The organism is Moritella yayanosii (assembly GCF_900465055.1).
Taxonomy (GTDB): Bacteria; Pseudomonadota; Gammaproteobacteria; order Enterobacterales; family Moritellaceae; genus Moritella; species Moritella yayanosii.
The window spans coordinates 3,563,589-3,581,187 of the sequence record NZ_LS483250.1; the positions used below are offsets into that span (position 1 = coordinate 3,563,589).

Genomic DNA, 17,599 nt, shown 5'->3' on the forward strand with positions numbered 1-17,599 from the left:
TTCCCTACTCATTACTTTATAATCAGTGAATATTTTAATGCTTTTGGCTTAATATTTGCATCATTTGTTTACTGATTTATTTGAACTGAATTATTTTAAGGAATATCGCATGAGCAGACTATTAGCATTGTCTATATTGGTAAGCACCGCGTTAACTGGTTGTGGCGGTGGTGATGATGGTGGTAGTGGTAGTAGTGGTGGTGGGTCTACTCCGACTCCCGCAACAAAATACACATTTGAGTTTGTTAAACTGTCCGAAGGTAGTCAATCAGGCTGCACGGTATTTGACGGGTTAGAACAAAATTTTGACACTAAGTATTATGCCAATAATGTACAACCACAGCGACTTGAGATACACGATGCCAGCGGTCATAAAGTTGATGTTTCTTTAAAACCTTTAAATGGTGCTATTACATTCACTGCTGATGTTGTCCCTGAAGGGGGTTACGTTTCGATTATTGATTACTCAAGTGGCTCACGAACCTATCAGGTTTTATCGATTCAAAAAGAATTGCTTGGTGATTACTTAATTAGACTGAATGGTGACTCTTTTGGCACTTGTTATAACAAAAATAAAGGACTTGATAAGAAATCCGGTACCGCGTTCATTTCAGTATTGCCAGGTGGGGATTCAAGTTACTACCAATTTGATACCTCGTTAGAAACGAAAAATAAAATATCTAATGCTTTCACGGCTGATATTAATGCTTACGCAGATGAGAAAGTATTAGCGAAGGGCTATAATGGAAATACTACTGATTTAATTGTTTATGGATTTACTGAGTTAGATGCTGAAGCCACAGAGTTAAGCGTTATCGATGATAATTTAAATTGGTCTGCTACTAACTTTACTAGTACAGAACTTGATAGTTTGGCTATTAGTGTTAAACAAGGTAATTATATCTATCCTTGGTATGATGCTCAGTCTAAAGTTGCATTTCCTCATTATAGTGATGCAATTTCTGAATGGTTCTATACAGCTACGGGAAAACAGCGTAATTGGAACTTTAAGCACAACGCGAAATTTACCTATGAATTTGATGTAAGTTTAATGGTTAATATTGATAGCAATGTTGATGCGAGTATTAGCAAACCTGGGACAAGTTATGTATTTTCAGCTTCAGGTATTAGTTCTTCGCATGATTTAGTGCAACGCAGTTATTATTATACCCAGAATATAAGCACACCTATTACGACATTGACGCATGTTATGTACGGTATTCCAAATAACGCTGGTGAGGTCATCATTCCTGATTTAAAGTTAGATCGTTTATTGCCAACAGACACACCTACGATCACAGTGTCGATGGCTGCAACTAAATCTCTAGATGCTGATTTTGTGGAAAGCTTTATGCGTCGCTTTCAGCCTATAGATCCAAATACAGCCTCGTTTCTGACTGAAGACAGTATTTCATTGTTATTGACACCTGCGGATCAACTTAAGCAGCGTCAAAATACTAAGATGCATGATTACACTATCGTAGAACGCTAAACTTAATGTAATACACTAACCAAAACCTCAGCTTGCTGGGGTTTTGTTGTTTCTGGCTATTGGTCGAGTCTAATCGCGGTAAAAATATTGTCAGTATCATGATGCTAGGTTGGATCACGGCATTAGGCGGTGGTACCTTACGCGATCTTATTTTGTCTGCTGAGACGATATTTTGGATCCGTGATCCCAGTTATTTCTGGACTGCTTTGTTGAGTGCTGTCATTGGTTTTTTTACGATCACTCATATCCGTAAGCACCGCCTGAAGAAACTTATTATCATGTTTGATACCATCGGCGCATCGCCAAACCTTGTTTAATAATACTCAGCTGTATGCAACGCCGATTATTTTAGGTTGTTGCCTGTATATTGTATTGGTTAACTTAAATATTGATATAACACTGGCGGCACTTATCTGTATGGTGTTGATTGTATCAATGCGCTGATTTATTCTGAGGTACTGTCGTAATAGTAAATAATTGTAATGAACGTTTGTAACATATAGTGGTAATAACGGTTGTAATATATAGTAGTAATCATACGGATTAAATCGGTGACAAGAAACGATGATGAATAAATCTTCGACTAGGCCAAGTACAACTGAGTCTGGCTATATGGCTAATGGCCCTATCATTGCTGAAAACTTTTTAGTGTCGCAACCATGGCGGGCATTATTGCTGGGTGCTGGCTGTCTTGCTGTTACGCTTGGTGTGCTGGGTATTTTTTTACCTTTATTACCAACCGTTCCTTTTTTATTATTAGCCGCCGTGTGTTTTAGTCGGTCGTCACGAAAATTACAGTTGTGGCTGTTTAACCATCGCTATCTCGGACCGTACTTAACTAATTATTTATTACGTAAAGGCATCAGTAAAAAACAGCTATTGAGTTCACTTTCTAGTATGTGGCTGGCGATGTTATTAGCGATCTATTTTGCGCCTATTTGGAGTGTGAAAATATTCTTATTGGTCACTGCTTGTCTTGTTAGCCGCCACCTTCTATCCTTACAACGCTTACCATAATGACTGGTGTTATGATTTGTATACGGTGTATTCGCTTAAATGCCCTGCAAAACGGAAGTTAAATACTAATTATTTTATATAAATCGTAGTTTCTTTCTAAATCTGATAACTCACTCATATTATTTTCGTATCTTTAATGTAACACTCCCGCAGCATTAAATTTCGTAAGTTAAGAGGACCTTGGTATGTTTAAAGCGTTAGATGCACTTTCTCCGTCGTTTATCGACCGTCCATTGGATGAACTTTGGCAGTTAATATCACCTTTGTATATGGTTGATGAGTCAACATGGTTAACAGAATTGTTACCAATGGCACGCCCATCTGCAGAAGAAAAATCTAAGATCACCACTAATGCCACAGTGTTAATTGAACGCGTGCGCGCTGATAAACAAGCCATCCAAATGATTGATGCCTTGTTATTGGAATACAGCCTAGATACCAAAGAAGGTATCCTGTTGATGTGTCTTGCAGAAGCATTGATGCGTATTCCGGATGCGGCCACAGCAGATGCATTAATCCGTGACAAATTAAGCGTCGCAGATTGGAAGTCACATCTAAAAAATTCTGATTCAACATTTGTGAATGCATCCACTTGGGGACTATTACTGACCGGTAAAGTGGTCAGCATGGATCGCAAAGACACTAAATCGGCGAGCAGCACCATTAGCCGTTTAGTGAATAAAGTGTCTGAACCGATCATTCGTAAAGCAATGAACCAAGCCATGAAGATCATGGGGCACCAATTTGTATTGGGGCGTAACATTGTTGAAGCGCAAAAAAATAGCCGTTCATTTCGCGATAAAGGTTTTACCTATTCGTTTGATATGTTGGGTGAATCGGCATTAACCACCGCCGATGCGAAAAAATATTTTAATGATTACATCAAAGCCGTCGAATCGGTGGGTAGTAATAAATACGGCAACGACAAAACGCCTTCGCCAACGGTTTCAATTAAGCTATCGGCATTGCACCCGCGTTATGAAGTGGCTAACGAAGCGCGCGTGATGACAGAAATGTACGACACTGTATTAGAACTACTATTACGGGCACGTGATTTAGATGTTGGCATTACTATCGATGCGGAAGAAGCAGACCGTTTAGAGTTATCACTCGCATTATTTGAAAAACTGTACCGTCATCCTAAACTACAAGGTTGGGGTCAATTCGGTATCGTAGTACAAGCTTATTCAAAGCGTGCCTTGCCGACCTTAGTTTGGCTCGCGGCATTAGCAAAAGAGCAGGGTGATGTGATCCCGCTACGCTTAGTAAAAGGTGCTTATTGGGATACTGAAATTAAATTATCACAACAAAATGGTTATGATGCTTACCCGGTTTATACCCGCAAAGAAGCAACTGATGTGGCCTATCTTGCGTGTGCGCGCTTCTTGTTAAGTGAACAAGTTCGCGGTTGTATCTATCCACAGTTTGCCAGTCACAATGCGCACACAGTATCAGCAATTGCGACTATGGCTGAGCATAAAGAATTTGAATTCCAACGTTTACACGGCATGGGTGATGCACTGTATAACCACGCATTAGCGATCTATGGGATAAATGTCCGTATTTACGCGCCAGTGGGTAGCCATAAAGACTTGCTGCCATACTTGGTTCGCCGTTTATTAGAAAATGGTGCCAACAGCTCGTTTGTACACCGTTTGGTTGATGCGAGTTGTCCAATTTCAGAGTTAACTGAACATCCCGTTGATACCCTAGAAAGTCGTCCGACATTACATAATAGTTTGATCCCCCTGCCGAGCAATATTTTTGCCGGACGTAAAAACTCATGCAACATCAATGTTGATATTATCAGTGAGATCACGCCGTTTAATACCGAGCTAAGCTTACAGATGCAAAAAACCTGGCAAGCAGCGCCTGTGGTCAATGGGCAAGTGATCACCACGGGATTAGCCAATGCTAAACCAGTCAGTGCCCCTTACGATCGTCGTATTCACGTGGGTCAAGTATTGTGGTCAACACCTGCAGAAGTCACCACCGCGTTAGATACTGCGGCGGATTACTTCCCAACCTGGTCTGCAGTACCAGTGGCAGAGCGTGCGGCATGTTTAAATAAGGTTGCCGATTTACTGGAAGCGAACTTAGCTGAATTAGTGGCGTTATGTCATAAAGAAGCCGGTAAAACCATTCACGACAGTCTAGATGAAGTGCGTGAAGCGGTTGATTTCTGTCGTTACTACGCAATGCAAGCCACTGAAAACTTCTCGGTAGCAAAAAACCAAGTACGTTTTGATGGTATTGCCCAGCAAGTAACGCGTCAGGGACAAGGTGTGTTTGTTTGTATCAGTCCGTGGAACTTCCCGTTAGCGATCTTCCTTGGTCAAGTTGCAGCGGCATTAGTCAGCGGTAATACCGTTATCGCGAAACCTGCAGAGCAAACCAGTTTGATTGCAGCGCGTACCATGGCATTACTGTTAGAAGCAGGGGTGCCTAAAGAAGCGGTACATCTCTTGCCTGGTGACGGTGCTGCGGTTGGTTCACTACTGACCGCTGACGAGCGTATTGCGGGTGTGGTATTCACGGGGTCAACAGCAACGGCACAAGTCATTAACCGTGCATTAGCGAAACGAGATACGAACGTCGCGACGTTGATCGCTGAAACAGGTGGTCAAAATACCATGATCGTTGACAGTACCGCGTTACCTGAGCAAGTTGTACGTGATGTCATGCGTTCTGCGTTTGCGTCTGCGGGTCAACGTTGCAGCGCACTGCGCGTACTGTTTTTACAAGAAGATGTTGCCGACCGAATTACCACCTTGATCCAAGGCGCAATGCAAGAATTACACGTTGGTTCACCACAGTTGCATCATACCGATGTCGGTCCCGTGATTGATTTACTGGCGAAGAAAAAGCTGCAAGCGCACATCGATAAAATGCGTGCGACAAGTAAGTTGGTTGGTGAAGTTAGCTTGAGTGACGAATGTAATTTTGGTGACTTTATTGCGCCTATTGCCTTTGAAATTGACAGTATTAGCCAACTTGAAGATGAACAGTTTGGTCCTATTTTACATATCGTGCGTTATAAAGCCGCTGATTTAAATAAGGTGATTAGCGAAATCAATGCCACTGGTTTTGGTTTGACCATGGGGATCCACAGTCGTAATGAACGTACCTATACCGATATCGAACGTCAAATAAGAGTGGGTAATTGCTACATTAACCGTGACCAAGTTGGCGCTGTGGTTGGTGTGCAACCTTTCGGTGGCCAAGGTTTATCTGGTACGGGTCCAAAAGCGGGTGGACCACATTATCTTTATCGTTTCACTAAGCAAGTTGTTAGCGCTTAAGCTGCGTCATTGTAAATTAAGGAGTTAAACCATGGTTGTAGAAAATAAAGTAGTCCAGACGCAGCAGCTGATTGAAACTGGCCTTTGTGCGTGGCAGAGTTGGAATGATCTGGGGGTAATTGCCCGTGCCGAACTGATTGCTAAATGGGTCGAGATCATTAGCCAGGAAGCGGCATTAGGTAAATTGGCTGGTGAAATGGCGAAATACCAAAAACACCAAGCCATTACGTTATTGGGCGATGAAAAATTAATGCCAGGGCCGACAGGTGAAGTGAACGAGCTTTACAGTGCCGGGCGTGGTTTATTTATTGTCGCCGCAACAGATGCCGATCAAAGCAGTACCATTAATGCCATTGTTGGCCATGTTAGTGCGGCGTTATTAGCCGGTAATACCTTGGTATTAGCATTGCCGCAAGCACAGCAGGCATTACAGTTTGTGTTACTTAATACACTGCATGCAGCGGGTATCCCAGAGCTTGTCGTACAGGGCGCTGAGGAAACAGAGTTAACGGCACTGATTGAATCACCGCAAGTAGCGGGTGTGGCGTTTACCGGTGATAAAAAAACCGCGCAAACGCTTAACCGTACCTTGTCTACACGTGATGGTTTATTGGCGCAACTGGTTGCTGAAGTGAGTGGCAGTGCCTTGGCTTATGTGACCGATAACCACTTTATTCTACGTTTTATTACCGAGCGTACTCGTACTATTAATATTACGGCTGTGGGTGGTAATGCCATCTTGTTAGAACTTGGCGGCGGTGACCATTAGTTGCTAGCGCGATTAACAGTAAAATTGTTCGTGTAATATGAATAATCCATATCAGGTACGCATTTGCGTGCCTGATATGGGACACCTATCAGTGTAAGTCAGTTTATTTAGTAGTATCATCAGCCTCATTGTCTTAAGTTATTATTTATAAATTTACAGTAGGTCATTGATGCAAAAAACTACCCGTTGCATGGCAACTAACAAACGTATTGCGCTTGTAGCCCATGATCACATGAAGTCAGAGCTGATTGCTTGGTCAAAAGCACGTGCTGATATTCTCCAAAAACACCATTTATTCGGTACTGGCACCACTGCCACATTATTGACCAAACACGTTGAACTACCGGTTAAAGCACTGTTGAGCGGTCCTATGGGTGGCGATCAACAGCTTGGCGCTATGATTGCAGAAGGCGAGATTGATATGATGATCTTCTTCTGGGACCCTATGAATGCAGTGCCACACGATCCGGATGTAAAAGCATTATTACGTTTAGCAGCAGTGTGGAATATTCCGGTGGCAACCAATCCCGCTACGGCTGATTTCATTATTGATTCTATTCATACCAGTAGTAAATACGAATATGCAGTGCCTGATTACGAAAGTTATCTAGCAGAGCGTATTAGCGAGCTATAACGTAGTAAATAACGATTGTTTTGAATCAACAGTATGAAAGGTAATAACAGCAGCGCGTGTCTGCTGTTATTATGGATGGATGTGAGTCGTGTTAATCTTCTTTGAAATGTTCTTCTGTCATCATATGCCCAAGCTTGTCGGCTTTGGTTCTCAAATAATGTTCATTGTGCATATTCTTACCCACTTGCAATGGCTGACGAGCCACCACATTAACGCCGCATTCATCCATCGCCGCTAATTTTTTCGGGTTATTGGTCATGAGTCTCACTTTGCTAATACCGAGGTGGTCTAACATAGGTTTGCACATGGCATAATTACGTAGGTCTGCAGCAAAACCTAATTTTTCGTTCGCTTCAACCGTGTTGGCACCAGCGTCTTGTAAATTATACGCACGGATCTTGTTTAACAGACCAATACCACGACCTTCTTGACGTAAATACAGAATAAAGCCAGCACCTGCGTCGGAGATATTTTTCATTGCGGTTTCAAGTTGAAAGCCACAATCACAACGTAAACTAAACAAGGCATCACCGGTTAAACATTCTGAATGAATACGACCTAATATGACTTCGTCTTTAGCTAACTCACCATACGTTAGTGCCACATGTTCTTTGCCTGTTTCTGAGTCTTCGAAGCCGTGCATAGTGAAAGTACCAAAAGGTGTGGGTAGTTTTGAAGATGCGATAAATTTAATAGACACGGATTACCTCTTACTATTCATCGCTTATGATTAGTGATGAACGTCAAATAGAATTACTTTGGGCGTAGTTTACGCGGTTATGGCGGCAATCTGAATAGACAATTGTAAAAAGACGGGATAATTATCATTCTCTGTCATGAACACAACAAAGTACATTAAATTATGTACTTTGTTGTGTTGGTTTTTAGCGGTTGTGTTAGTGACGAATGTAAAACTCTTTGGCAAATGCAGGGCGTGCTGATTTCAATACCTCTGCTTGCTGTTCGGTCATTTTACCGGTTGGAAAGCCTAATGCTTTATGATCAAGTAACGGACGTGCTTTAATATTAATGCAAAGTTTAATTTTGCTGCCGGTGCCAATGATTTCTTGACTGTTTAATGCCGGTACTAAAATACAGTTATCCACTAAATTAGCCACAGCAGCTGCTTCTAATGGCAGTGAAATGATATCTTTCTTTTGAATAATAAATTCACGGATCACCGCTTGTTCAGAGGTGTTCATCACCTTCACCATTTTATGGATCTTGTTCATGGTGCCAGTTTCAGCTTGCTTCTCAAGTACCGTTTGCCCAGTTTGGACAAGCAATAATGCGATAAAATATGCAACCGCTGAGATGACAATAATAGAAATATAACCACGGTATTCCGTGACCCATTGATCTAAGCCTGATACCGACAGAACTGTGGTTGGTAATAGTAATACTAATGCTGCGGCAAGCAGTAACCAAGTGGTAGCAATGTTTATCTGTTTGTAATTTTGAATATATTGCTTAAGTTCGTGCATGATAAAGCCTCTACTAATAACTGCTGTCAAAAAATTGTCTGATATATGACATTATTTCTGTATTTCTTCTTAGATGTCTCGTTATGTAGATATAAGCATTTTCTGTGCCACTAAATTAATTATTTTCTATAGTCGTGATATTGATGACTATCAGCAGCTTGAGTCGTATACTATACCCAAGTTACTTCAAGATGCCCTACGGGAGGCGAGCTGGAATAACAGTACAGCGTTACAATATTTTAAAATGGAATAACCATTATCTACATATTGTGCCTCGTCTCTGATATAGCATCTTGAAGTAGCTTGGGTATACCCCCTGTTTATGCACTTTTAAATGGATGTAACATGCAGTATTTGCCAATTTTTATGGATGTAAATGATAAAAACGTACTGGTAGTCGGTGGCGGTGAAGTGGCAAGTCGAAAAGTTGACTTGCTATTGAGTGCGAGTGCTAAGGTGACGGTTTTATCTCCGCGTTTAAATGATACGCTGCAACGTTATCGAGATGATGCCAAAATTACGGTTATCATCGACGGTTATCATCGCGATTACCTTGGTCATTACGTGATGGTATGGGTGACCACTGACAATACCTTGCTTAATAAACAAGTATGGCAAGACTGCTGCGAACGTAACTTATTAGTCAATGTTGCAGATCAACCTGAACTGTGTGAATTTATCACCCCTTCTATTATCGATCGTTCACCATTACAAATCGCGATCTCCAGTGGTGGATTGTCGCCAGTACTGATCCGTTATGTACGTGAAAAACTCGAAGCTTTGTTACCCGAAACGCTGGGACCACTCGGTGCCTTTGCGGGTGAGCAACGTGAGCGGGTAAAACAACAATTTAGTAGTGTGACAGAGCGGCGTCGATTTTGGGAACGTTTTTTCAGTTCTAAAGCGGTGATGTTGGCAACCGACAAAGGGCAATTACAACAAGAATTTGACCTGCAATTAACGACACCAGAAAGCGATGTTGACGGTGATATTTATTTAATTAAATTACCTGACGAAACAGATCTATTACGACTAAGGTCCTTACGCTTAATGCAACAAGCTGATGTGATCTTATACGTCGAAGACGGTGATGACTGTAATGAACGTATCGCTGACTTTGTTGAATTATGTCGCCGAGATGCCGAGCGTTATCCACTATTAAGTGCTGATTTTTCCACGCAAGCACAAGCGCGTAAGCAGCAAGGTGAGCGTGTATGTGTATTGATTAATAGCACTGCACAGTTTGAGACACTCACTAATACGCTTGACGCGATAAGTGTCGTCGCTTAATTGCTGTCGCTTCATTTTTTATCGATTAATTGCACATGGACTAACGTTAGATGTATTCAGGATTTTTGATTGTAATTGTACCTCTGGTATTAGGTTATCTTGTCGCGCTAAAGCAGCAGAAAAATATTCATTGGGTCAACGTCGCCACCAGTAAAATGGTATACGTGATCTTATTCTTGATGGGCATTAGCTTGTCACATTTGGATAACCTTGCTCAAAATATTCAGAACATCGGGTTATACAGTGTTACGGTGTTGGCTTGTGTGTCTGCCGCTAACTTGCTTGCCTTATGGGGACTGGATAAACGTTTATCCAAAACAGTCGAAGGTGAAGGTGAGTTATTGAGTAAATGGCATCTGATTCTAGAGTCAGTACAGTTAATCTTTGTGATTGCCGCTGGTTTTATTATTGGTCTGTTCATTTCGCCAGAACTGATTGATATTGATACCATCAGTGAAGGTGCGTTGGTATTATTACTGCTGTTTATTGGTTGCCAGTTACGGAACAGTGGCTTGCAGTTACGGGAAATATTACTCAATAGCTGGGGTATTAAGATAGCGCTAGTAATGATGACGAGTTCTTGGATTGGCGGGTTAGTTGCCGCCTTGTTGCTTGATATACCGCTAAGCAATGGTCTGGCGCTGGCGTCTGGGTTTGGTTGGTATTCGTTATCGGGTATCTTAATTACCGATGGCTTATCACCGGTATTTGGGGGCGCGGCGTTTATGATTGATTTAGGTCGCGAACTGCTGGCTATTCTGATTATTCCATCATTGATCCGCTTATACCCATCCACCGCGATTGGTTATGCTGGCGCGACGGCCATGGACTTTACATTACCGATGATCCAGAAATCCGGTGGTAATGGTTATGTGCCGTTGGCGATTGTCAGTGGCTTTATTTTAAGCCTGTCGTCACCGTTATTTATCAGCTTGTTCTTGGCGTTATGATGGTTGTATAAATCATGAAGTTTAGATAAGCAAAAGGGAGACGCTGTTAGTCAGCCTCTCCCTTTTTGTATTGATAAACTGAGTCGTTAACTCACTATTCGTTAACTAATCTTACCTTCGACTAATAATTGACGAATAAGCGGCGCACAGATAAGCTCCATCGCCAGTGCCATTTTTCCGCCAGGCACAACCAAGGTATTGATACCAGAAATAAACGAGCCATCGATCATGGTCAGCAAATAAGGGAAATCTATATTTTTCACGCTTTGGAAACGGATCACCACCAAACTTTCATCTAGTGTTGGGATCGTTGTGGCACTAAATGGATTCGAGGTATCGACTAACGGTACGCGCTGAAAGTTAATGTGGGTACGTGAAAACTGTGGGGTAATAAAGTTAATGTAATCATCCATTGAACGGACGATCGAATCGGTTACCGCTTCACGAGAGTGACCACGGTCTTCTGTGTCACGGACTAACTTTTGGATCCATTCTAAGTTGACGATTGGTACCATGCCAATCAGCAGATCAACATGTTTCGCTACGTTATTGTCTTTGGTTGCGACACCGCCGTGTAGACCTTCATAAAATAAAAGATCAGTACCTGCATCGATATCTTGCCAAGGAGTAAAAGTACCCGGCATTAAGTTATACGGTACGGCTTCGTCAAACGAGTGTAGGTAACGACGGTATTTACCGCTGCCATCACGGCCATAGTCTTGAAAGAAATTCTCCAGTAACTCAAAATCATTAGCTTCAGGGCCAAAATAGCTTATATGTCGACCTTGCTCACGGGCTTTGCGGATCGCCACGTCCATTTCGGGACGGGTATAACGATGAAAACTGTCGCCTTCGATAAAAGACGCTTTGATGTTTTCTTGCTGGAACATGTGTGCAAAGGCCAAGCTAGAGGTAGAAGTACCGGCGCCTGATGAACCTGTCACAGCAATAATAGGATGTTTTGCTGACATTTGATCGACCAACTAGTTGAGTTCAAGGAGTAAGTGCTATGTTATACGAGTTAAATGAACTGAGATCAAGTATAAAAATCGCACGATTATTGTGGGTTTTTAAGAACTTCGCTCTTTGGCAGGATGTTCACACTGTCATGTAATTCTGAGTAAACGATCACCACATCACCACATTCAAGTTGTTTGATTACCTGACATACTTTTTCTGACATCGACATATCTAGGCCGCCATAATCAGTACCTTCTCGTAACACGAAGTGTTCTATTAGGGTATTTAGTGTATCGTTATCGAGTTGCCTATAAGGAATGATCATAATTTCGCTCTGCAGTGTGTTTACCAATAATGGGTATAATATTAACATATTTTTTTGAAGTCATTGCTAAATACGCTTAGCTAAAATACAATGATTCTCATTTAGCTCGGTGGGTGATGTAATCGTTAACCAAGAACATCACATTTAATCACCATATTTAATTATCACGGCATAAACAGTGGAACAACATGAACTATTCAGCAATTTGGTCTATCGGGTTACTTGCAGGCTTGTTAATCATGCCTGTTCAAGCGACGAGCGAGCTTGATAATATTATCGGCAGTAAGCAGCAATCACAGGCGCAAGCGCAACGTACTCAGAACAATATTGCTGAATTAGATGAAAAAACCAGTGAAACGGTGGCCGAGTACCGGGCCTTATTACGTGAAAATGCGGTGCTTACCACGTATACCAGCCAACTTGAAAAGCAGGTAGTGCAACAGCAGCGGTTATTAATTAGTTTAGAAAAAAACATGGCGAACGTCCGTGAAACTCGGATGGAACTGACGCCGTTAATGCAACAAATGGTGCAAGTACTGACACTGTTTGTCGAACAAGATATCCCTTTCTTATGGCAAGAACGCCAACTGCGTTTAGCGGAGCTCAATCGCTTGTTAGATAATCCTAATATCAGTGTTGCAGATAAATACCGCCGTATCTTAGAAGCCTATCAAATCGAAACTGAATATGGCGACACGATCGAAACATGGCAAGCCCCATTACCCTTCAGCGATGCCGACAAAACCGTACAGCTTATTCGTGTTGGTCGGGTGGCGTTGTATTATCTGACGCCTGATCATAACCATGCCGGTTATTGGGATAACAGCAGCCGCACTTGGTTAGACTTACCTGCAACCTGGTTGCCGAAAGTGAAACAAGCCTATGAGGTGGCGGATAATAAAACCGTACCGACCTTACTCGCATTACCTTTGTTAGAAGCTGCGCATACTGTTTCAGCAACATCGCAGCAGGAGGCGTTATAATGACTATACCCCTATTTAACATATCGCCTACGCTCAAAACTCTGGCTATGCGTTGCAACGCCGTGATTATTATTGCTACTTGCCTATTGATGTTTAACGCTAATGCGACGCCATTGGATGAGCTATTAAAGCAAGTGAAACAAAGTAATGTCGCAGAAACCAAGATAGACAATGCAGCATTAAGCCGATTTAAAGCTAATCTCGCCAGCCAAAAAACTAATTTAGCCACACAAGCACAACGTAACCAAGCCTTGCAGCAAAAAATGACCCAGTTGCAAGATTTGATTGTGGCCAACAATAAACTTATCTTAGCCAAGCAAAAACTCGCCAACAGTGAAAAATCTGATTTGGATAAAGTGTTCAGTGAATTCCGCGGTGCCAGTCAGGATCTTCGTGGGCAATTAAATAAAAGCCCATTAAGTGCCACGCTACCTGGACGTGCAACGCAACTGTCGCCATACAGTGAAGCGAATTATGAACCGGATCTTGGTGCGATTAAAAACTTATGGTTATTGTTTACTCAGCAAATGGTGGCAAGCAGTAAAGTCACTACCACAGATATTCCCGTCACGATGGCGGATGGCAGTAAAGAAACTTTAGCGGTGACCCAAATTGCAGGCTTTACCGCCTTTACTGCGCAAGGACCTTTGCTGTATCAACCTGCCAGTGAAAGCTATCAGTTATTACCGTCAAATTCGGCGGATATCAGCGCCCGTATCGCCGGATTCTCACAACCACAAGACGGCTTTGTCAGTGCCTTAATCGATCCTTCTGCGGGGGGATTACTTAAACGTGCAACAGAGGCTAAAGCTTGGTGGCAGGTATTTTCTGACGCGGGTATTGTCGGTGGCGTTATTGTCGCGGTGGGTGTTATCGGCATGGGCATTGGTTTATTCCGCTTGTTGGTATTAGGCCGTGAAGCGCAGAAGATTAAAGTACAAAAACAGCAATTAAATACCTTAACCGATAATTCACTTGGTCGTATTATTGGTGTCGCTGACCGTCATGGAAACAGTAACGCGGATGAATTAGCGCGTTTTCTCGACGAAGCAATTTTGGCGGAATTACCAGAATGTCGTAAAGGATTGGGCTCGATTGCGGTACTGGCGACTATTGCACCAATGCTGGGGTTATTAGGGACGGTGGCGGGGATGATTGAAACATTCCAAGCTATCACTGCTTACGGAAACAGTGATCCGCAAGTATTATCCAGCGGTATTTCAAAAGCGTTATTAACGACTAAGTTTGGTTTGATTGCCGCAGTGCCATTGATGTTATTACACAGTTTATTAACCAGCAAAAGTGACAGTATCGTGCATGTGATCGAGCATCAAAGTGCCGGTCTATTAGCACAACGTCAACAGCGTTTGAATTTATGTGTGAATGATAGTGCGTCAGCACCCGTTGCTGTGGATCAACAGCAAGTGACAGGTAACGTATAAATGTCTGGGTTTCTTGAGTTCCTAGGTAATGCATCGCTGATCTTCTGGGTCATCATGTTGCTATCTGTGGTGATGTGGTGGACGATTGCGCGCTGTTATTTACAGTATGGCTTGCAATATCCACTGTTGTCTAAGCATTACCAAACTGAATGGGCACAGTGGCAAGATCAATCACATTTATTGGCGGTCGCGGTGCGTGATGGGTTTATTTCTGAATTACAGAGTCAGCTAACTTGTAAGCTCATTTTTATTAAAACCTTAACCGGTGTTTTACCGTTATTAGGGTTGCTGGGCACGGTTGATGGCATGATTGATAATTTTTCGGTATTGTCGGACAGCCTCGGGGTATCTGAGTTATTTAGCAGTGGTATTGCGCAAGCATTATTAACCACGTTAGCGGGATTGGTAACGGGGTTATCGGGGTTATTCTTTTGTCATAGCTTAAATAAACGCGCTAATTTATTGACCTTGAATTTGGCACAAAAATTAGTGGTTAAAGGGATATAAATGAGAACACGATTTAGTCGAAATAACAGTGACGCGCTGACGGTCGATTTAACACCTATGATTGATATGGTGTTTATTTTACTTATCTTCTTTTTAGTGACAGCATCGTTTAACAAGATGAATGCCATTGATATCCAACGTCCCGATGGTGCGACTAACGATATGCAAGGGGCGGTGAGTTTAGTGATCTCTATTGATGCTGAAAACGGTGTTTGGATCGAAGGTGAACCGGTTGATATTCGAAAATTGCGTGGCCGAGTTAAAACCTTAAGTGGTGCTCATACCTCGGTGATGTTAAATGCCGATCGTAGTGTTAATACCGGGCGTTTAATTGAAGTATTAGATCAAGTTAGATTAGCTGGGGTGGACAATGTTGCAGTCGCAACAGCGAAGCAGTAAGGGCTATGGACTGCTGGCGTTTACGCTGGCTGTGCTGGTTAATATCAGTTTGGCGGGATTAATTTATTCGCTAACCATTGGCAGTAATAAAACCCCGGTGCAGGATTCTATTTCGATCAATTTTCGTCAGTTCACTGATTCGAGTGTGGAAGAGCAGGAGCTCACCCCTGAGCTAGAGGTGATCCCAGCGCCAAAACCACAACAAGAAATGGTGACATTGCCGCAGCCTGTGCAGCCGAGTTTTGATGTTAGTAATATTAATTTAAATAGCAGCATTACCTTACCAGTGTTATCGGTGCCGACCTTTGATGTATCTCCGCAACTTGTCGATGTCACCAGCCATATTCAGCCGCAAGTTGACGTTGTGCCTGTGGTGGTGAATATTGAACAAGCGACGGTTGGTGAGCCAGAGATTGGTTTTGCTAAAGTATTACGCAAAACCAACCCGCAATATCCGTACAAAGCTAAACGCCTGAAAATTGAAGGTTATGTGTTATTACATATCTTGGTGAATGATGATGGTCGCGCAGAAGAGATCAACATTGTCGAAGAAAAACCGCGTGGTTACTTTGGCAAAGTCTCACGTAAATCAGTGCGTCGCTGGCAGTTTGAAAAAGCCCCAGCAGGGACCGCAGTATGGAAAAAATGGAGAATGGTCTTTGAACTTAATTAACGTCAAGCAGCCTAGTTCATCACTGTTGTCGGGCTCAGTGTTGGGTTCAATACGGTTATTGGGACTATTGTTATCGATACTGCTATCTCTGCCATCAGCACAAGCACAGCAAGTACCAGCCGCTGTTTATAGCCGTTATGTTACCTTAACAACTGCTTTTGCTAAGCTGTCGGCACAGGATGAGCAGCAAACTAAAGCCAAGGCTGAATCGAATCAGATCTTGATCAACAACATCGCTGACTTTTATCAGCAGCAGCGTGAACACTCGACAGAACGGCAATTGCTCGCGAGTAATTTACAGCTGCAAGTTCTACTCAGTCAGCAGGACTCTCTGCAAGGTTATGAGCAAAGTTATGAAGTCGTGACTCAGCTATTAAGTTTATCGCTAGAGCTTGAGCAGCAACTGACATTCCAGCAGTTGGCAGCGCAGTTAGCCGCATCGTTAATACCATCAACGGATGCGAATAAAACCCCAAATATCAAGTCATGGACGTTGGTTACTCAACACCTTAATGCTTGGTTTAAGCTGGTGGACCAACTTGATGCTAAACAACGTGAAACCTATAAGATCACCAATGCTCAACAAGCCAGTAATGCCGCGTTATTAGCGCAAGCATATTATTTACAAGACAAGTTAACCGCTGCATTAGCGCCATCAAAACGCGCTTACAAACTTGTGCCTAAAAATGAATCTTACCTTAAATTATTGTTAGCGTTATTGCAGCGTCTAGAGCAGGATCAGCAGCTTAATAAACACCTTTCAATTGCCGTGGTCGATTTCCCCAAATCAAAAGATTATTGGGAACGTTTAGCGTATAGCTACCTGGCTTTAGAACAGAATAAATCGGCATTATCGACACTGGCGATCACCCGTAATCAAGGTTTACTCACCGCGCAAGGTTATCGGGTATTGGCCTCGTTATATCTACAGCAACAACAGCCTAGATTAGCCGCAGCAGTGTATTTAGAAGGGGCTGAAAAGAAATTGTTGCTACAAGATAGCGCTTATTTTAAAGGCTTAAGTAATGCGTGGTTAATGGCGCGTGAACGCAGTAAGGCGCTGGTTGTTTTTTCACAGGCTGCATCCGCAGGCATTAAATTAGCCAAACACGATCAACAACAAGCGCAGTTATTGTATTTAGAAGCGCGCTGGTCAGAAGCTGAATCAGCTTATATTGCGTTGTTGGATCGCCGTGTTGAAAACAAAGATCAAAAGACCTTATTGATGACGGACAAATGGCGCTTTTTATTAGCTGTTAGCCAGATTGAGCAAGGTAAGAAAGCACAGGCGAAAGATAATTTACTGCTATTACAGACCAATCAATATCAAGGTTACAGTAAAGGCTGGTTAGCGCAACTGTAGGCTTGTTAG

The 17,599-nt window shown here is 42.5% G+C and carries 18 protein-coding genes; 14 read left to right on the forward strand and 4 right to left on the reverse strand.

Going from position 1 to position 17,599, the window contains the following annotated elements:
• Positions 1 to 109 precede the first annotated feature (109 nt).
• The 6 genes from MORIYA_RS16525 to MORIYA_RS16550 all read left to right on the forward strand — a co-directional run bounded on the left by MORIYA_RS16525 (position 110) and on the right by MORIYA_RS16550 (position 7,214).
• Entirely contained in the window at positions 110 to 1,492 is a 1,383-nt protein-coding gene (locus MORIYA_RS16525; protein ID WP_112716921.1) for a hypothetical protein, read from the forward strand.
• 59 nt (positions 1,493 to 1,551) lie between these two features.
• The gene (locus tag MORIYA_RS21465) at positions 1,552 to 1,809 is read left to right on the forward strand and encodes a trimeric intracellular cation channel family protein (protein WP_232011653.1); all 258 of its coding nucleotides are present in this window, start codon (positions 1,552 to 1,554) and stop codon (positions 1,807 to 1,809) included.
• Between the two features lie 247 nt (positions 1,810 to 2,056).
• Positions 2,057 to 2,509, forward strand: coding sequence for a YbaN family protein (locus MORIYA_RS16535; protein WP_112716923.1), 453 nt, complete (start codon positions 2,057 to 2,059; stop codon positions 2,507 to 2,509).
• Between the two features lie 185 nt (positions 2,510 to 2,694).
• A complete protein-coding gene (gene putA / locus MORIYA_RS16540; protein WP_112716925.1) occupies positions 2,695 to 5,811 on the forward strand; it encodes a bifunctional proline dehydrogenase/L-glutamate gamma-semialdehyde dehydrogenase PutA in 3,117 nt (1,038 codons plus the stop codon).
• 31 nt (positions 5,812 to 5,842) lie between these two features.
• The gene (locus MORIYA_RS16545; protein WP_112716927.1) at positions 5,843 to 6,580 is read left to right on the forward strand and encodes an aldehyde dehydrogenase family protein; all 738 of its coding nucleotides are present in this window, start codon (positions 5,843 to 5,845) and stop codon (positions 6,578 to 6,580) included.
• Positions 6,581 to 6,749: 169 nt separating this feature from the next.
• Complete coding sequence (locus MORIYA_RS16550) at positions 6,750 to 7,214, forward strand: methylglyoxal synthase (protein ID WP_112716929.1); 465 nt, start codon at positions 6,750 to 6,752, stop codon at positions 7,212 to 7,214.
• A 91-nt stretch (positions 7,215 to 7,305) separates the two neighbouring features.
• Here MORIYA_RS16550 and ribA read toward each other — a convergent pair whose 3' ends face one another.
• The gene (gene ribA / locus MORIYA_RS16555; RefSeq protein ID WP_112716931.1) at positions 7,306 to 7,914 is read right to left on the reverse strand and encodes a GTP cyclohydrolase II; all 609 of its coding nucleotides are present in this window, start codon (positions 7,912 to 7,914) and stop codon (positions 7,306 to 7,308) included.
• A 196-nt stretch (positions 7,915 to 8,110) separates the two neighbouring features.
• Positions 8,111 to 8,698 carry a super-infection exclusion protein B gene (locus MORIYA_RS16560; protein WP_112716933.1) on the reverse strand — a complete coding sequence of 196 codons (588 nt, stop codon included), beginning with the start codon at positions 8,696 to 8,698 and terminating at the stop codon, positions 8,111 to 8,113.
• A gap of 345 nt (positions 8,699 to 9,043) precedes the next feature.
• Here MORIYA_RS16560 and MORIYA_RS16565 point away from each other — a divergent pair, with 345 nt between their 5' ends.
• Both MORIYA_RS16565 and MORIYA_RS16570 read left to right on the forward strand, forming a co-directional pair.
• Complete coding sequence (locus tag MORIYA_RS16565; RefSeq protein ID WP_112716935.1) at positions 9,044 to 9,988, forward strand: precorrin-2 dehydrogenase/sirohydrochlorin ferrochelatase family protein; 945 nt, start codon at positions 9,044 to 9,046, stop codon at positions 9,986 to 9,988.
• Between the two features lie 50 nt (positions 9,989 to 10,038).
• Entirely contained in the window at positions 10,039 to 10,938 is a 900-nt protein-coding gene (locus MORIYA_RS16570; RefSeq protein ID WP_112716937.1) for a lysine exporter LysO family protein, read from the forward strand.
• A 101-nt stretch (positions 10,939 to 11,039) separates the two neighbouring features.
• On the opposite strand, the gene MORIYA_RS16575 is transcribed toward MORIYA_RS16570, so the two are convergent.
• Both MORIYA_RS16575 and MORIYA_RS16580 read right to left on the reverse strand, forming a co-directional pair.
• Positions 11,040 to 11,909 (reverse strand): phosphoribulokinase, encoded by an 870-nt coding sequence (locus tag MORIYA_RS16575; RefSeq protein ID WP_112716939.1) that lies wholly within the window; start codon positions 11,907 to 11,909, stop codon positions 11,040 to 11,042.
• A gap of 86 nt (positions 11,910 to 11,995) precedes the next feature.
• Positions 11,996 to 12,223 (reverse strand): YheU family protein, encoded by a 228-nt coding sequence (locus MORIYA_RS16580; RefSeq protein WP_112718653.1) that lies wholly within the window; start codon positions 12,221 to 12,223, stop codon positions 11,996 to 11,998.
• Positions 12,224 to 12,411: 188 nt separating this feature from the next.
• Here MORIYA_RS16580 and MORIYA_RS16585 point away from each other — a divergent pair, with 188 nt between their 5' ends.
• Genes MORIYA_RS16585 through MORIYA_RS16610 form a run of 6 tightly spaced genes read left to right on the forward strand, consistent with a single transcriptional unit; the run spans position 12,412 to position 17,590 of the window.
• Positions 12,412 to 13,206 (forward strand): DUF3450 domain-containing protein, encoded by a 795-nt coding sequence (locus MORIYA_RS16585; protein WP_112716941.1) that lies wholly within the window; start codon positions 12,412 to 12,414, stop codon positions 13,204 to 13,206.
• Entirely contained in the window at positions 13,206 to 14,648 is a 1,443-nt protein-coding gene (locus tag MORIYA_RS16590; protein WP_112716943.1) for a MotA/TolQ/ExbB proton channel family protein, read from the forward strand. Before MORIYA_RS16585 ends, MORIYA_RS16590 begins: the two co-directional genes overlap by 1 nt.
• Positions 14,649 to 15,155 carry a MotA/TolQ/ExbB proton channel family protein gene (locus MORIYA_RS16595; RefSeq protein ID WP_112716945.1) on the forward strand — a complete coding sequence of 169 codons (507 nt, stop codon included), beginning with the start codon at positions 14,649 to 14,651 and terminating at the stop codon, positions 15,153 to 15,155.
• Positions 15,156 to 15,554, forward strand: coding sequence for an ExbD/TolR family protein (locus MORIYA_RS16600; RefSeq protein WP_112716947.1), 399 nt, complete (start codon positions 15,156 to 15,158; stop codon positions 15,552 to 15,554).
• Positions 15,526 to 16,227 carry an energy transducer TonB gene (locus MORIYA_RS16605; protein ID WP_112716949.1) on the forward strand — a complete coding sequence of 234 codons (702 nt, stop codon included), beginning with the start codon at positions 15,526 to 15,528 and terminating at the stop codon, positions 16,225 to 16,227. The genes MORIYA_RS16600 and MORIYA_RS16605 overlap by 29 nt, the downstream gene beginning before the upstream one ends.
• Positions 16,214 to 17,590, forward strand: coding sequence for a tetratricopeptide repeat protein (locus MORIYA_RS16610; RefSeq protein WP_112716951.1), 1,377 nt, complete (start codon positions 16,214 to 16,216; stop codon positions 17,588 to 17,590). Before MORIYA_RS16605 ends, MORIYA_RS16610 begins: the two co-directional genes overlap by 14 nt.
• Positions 17,591 to 17,599 lie beyond the last annotated feature (9 nt).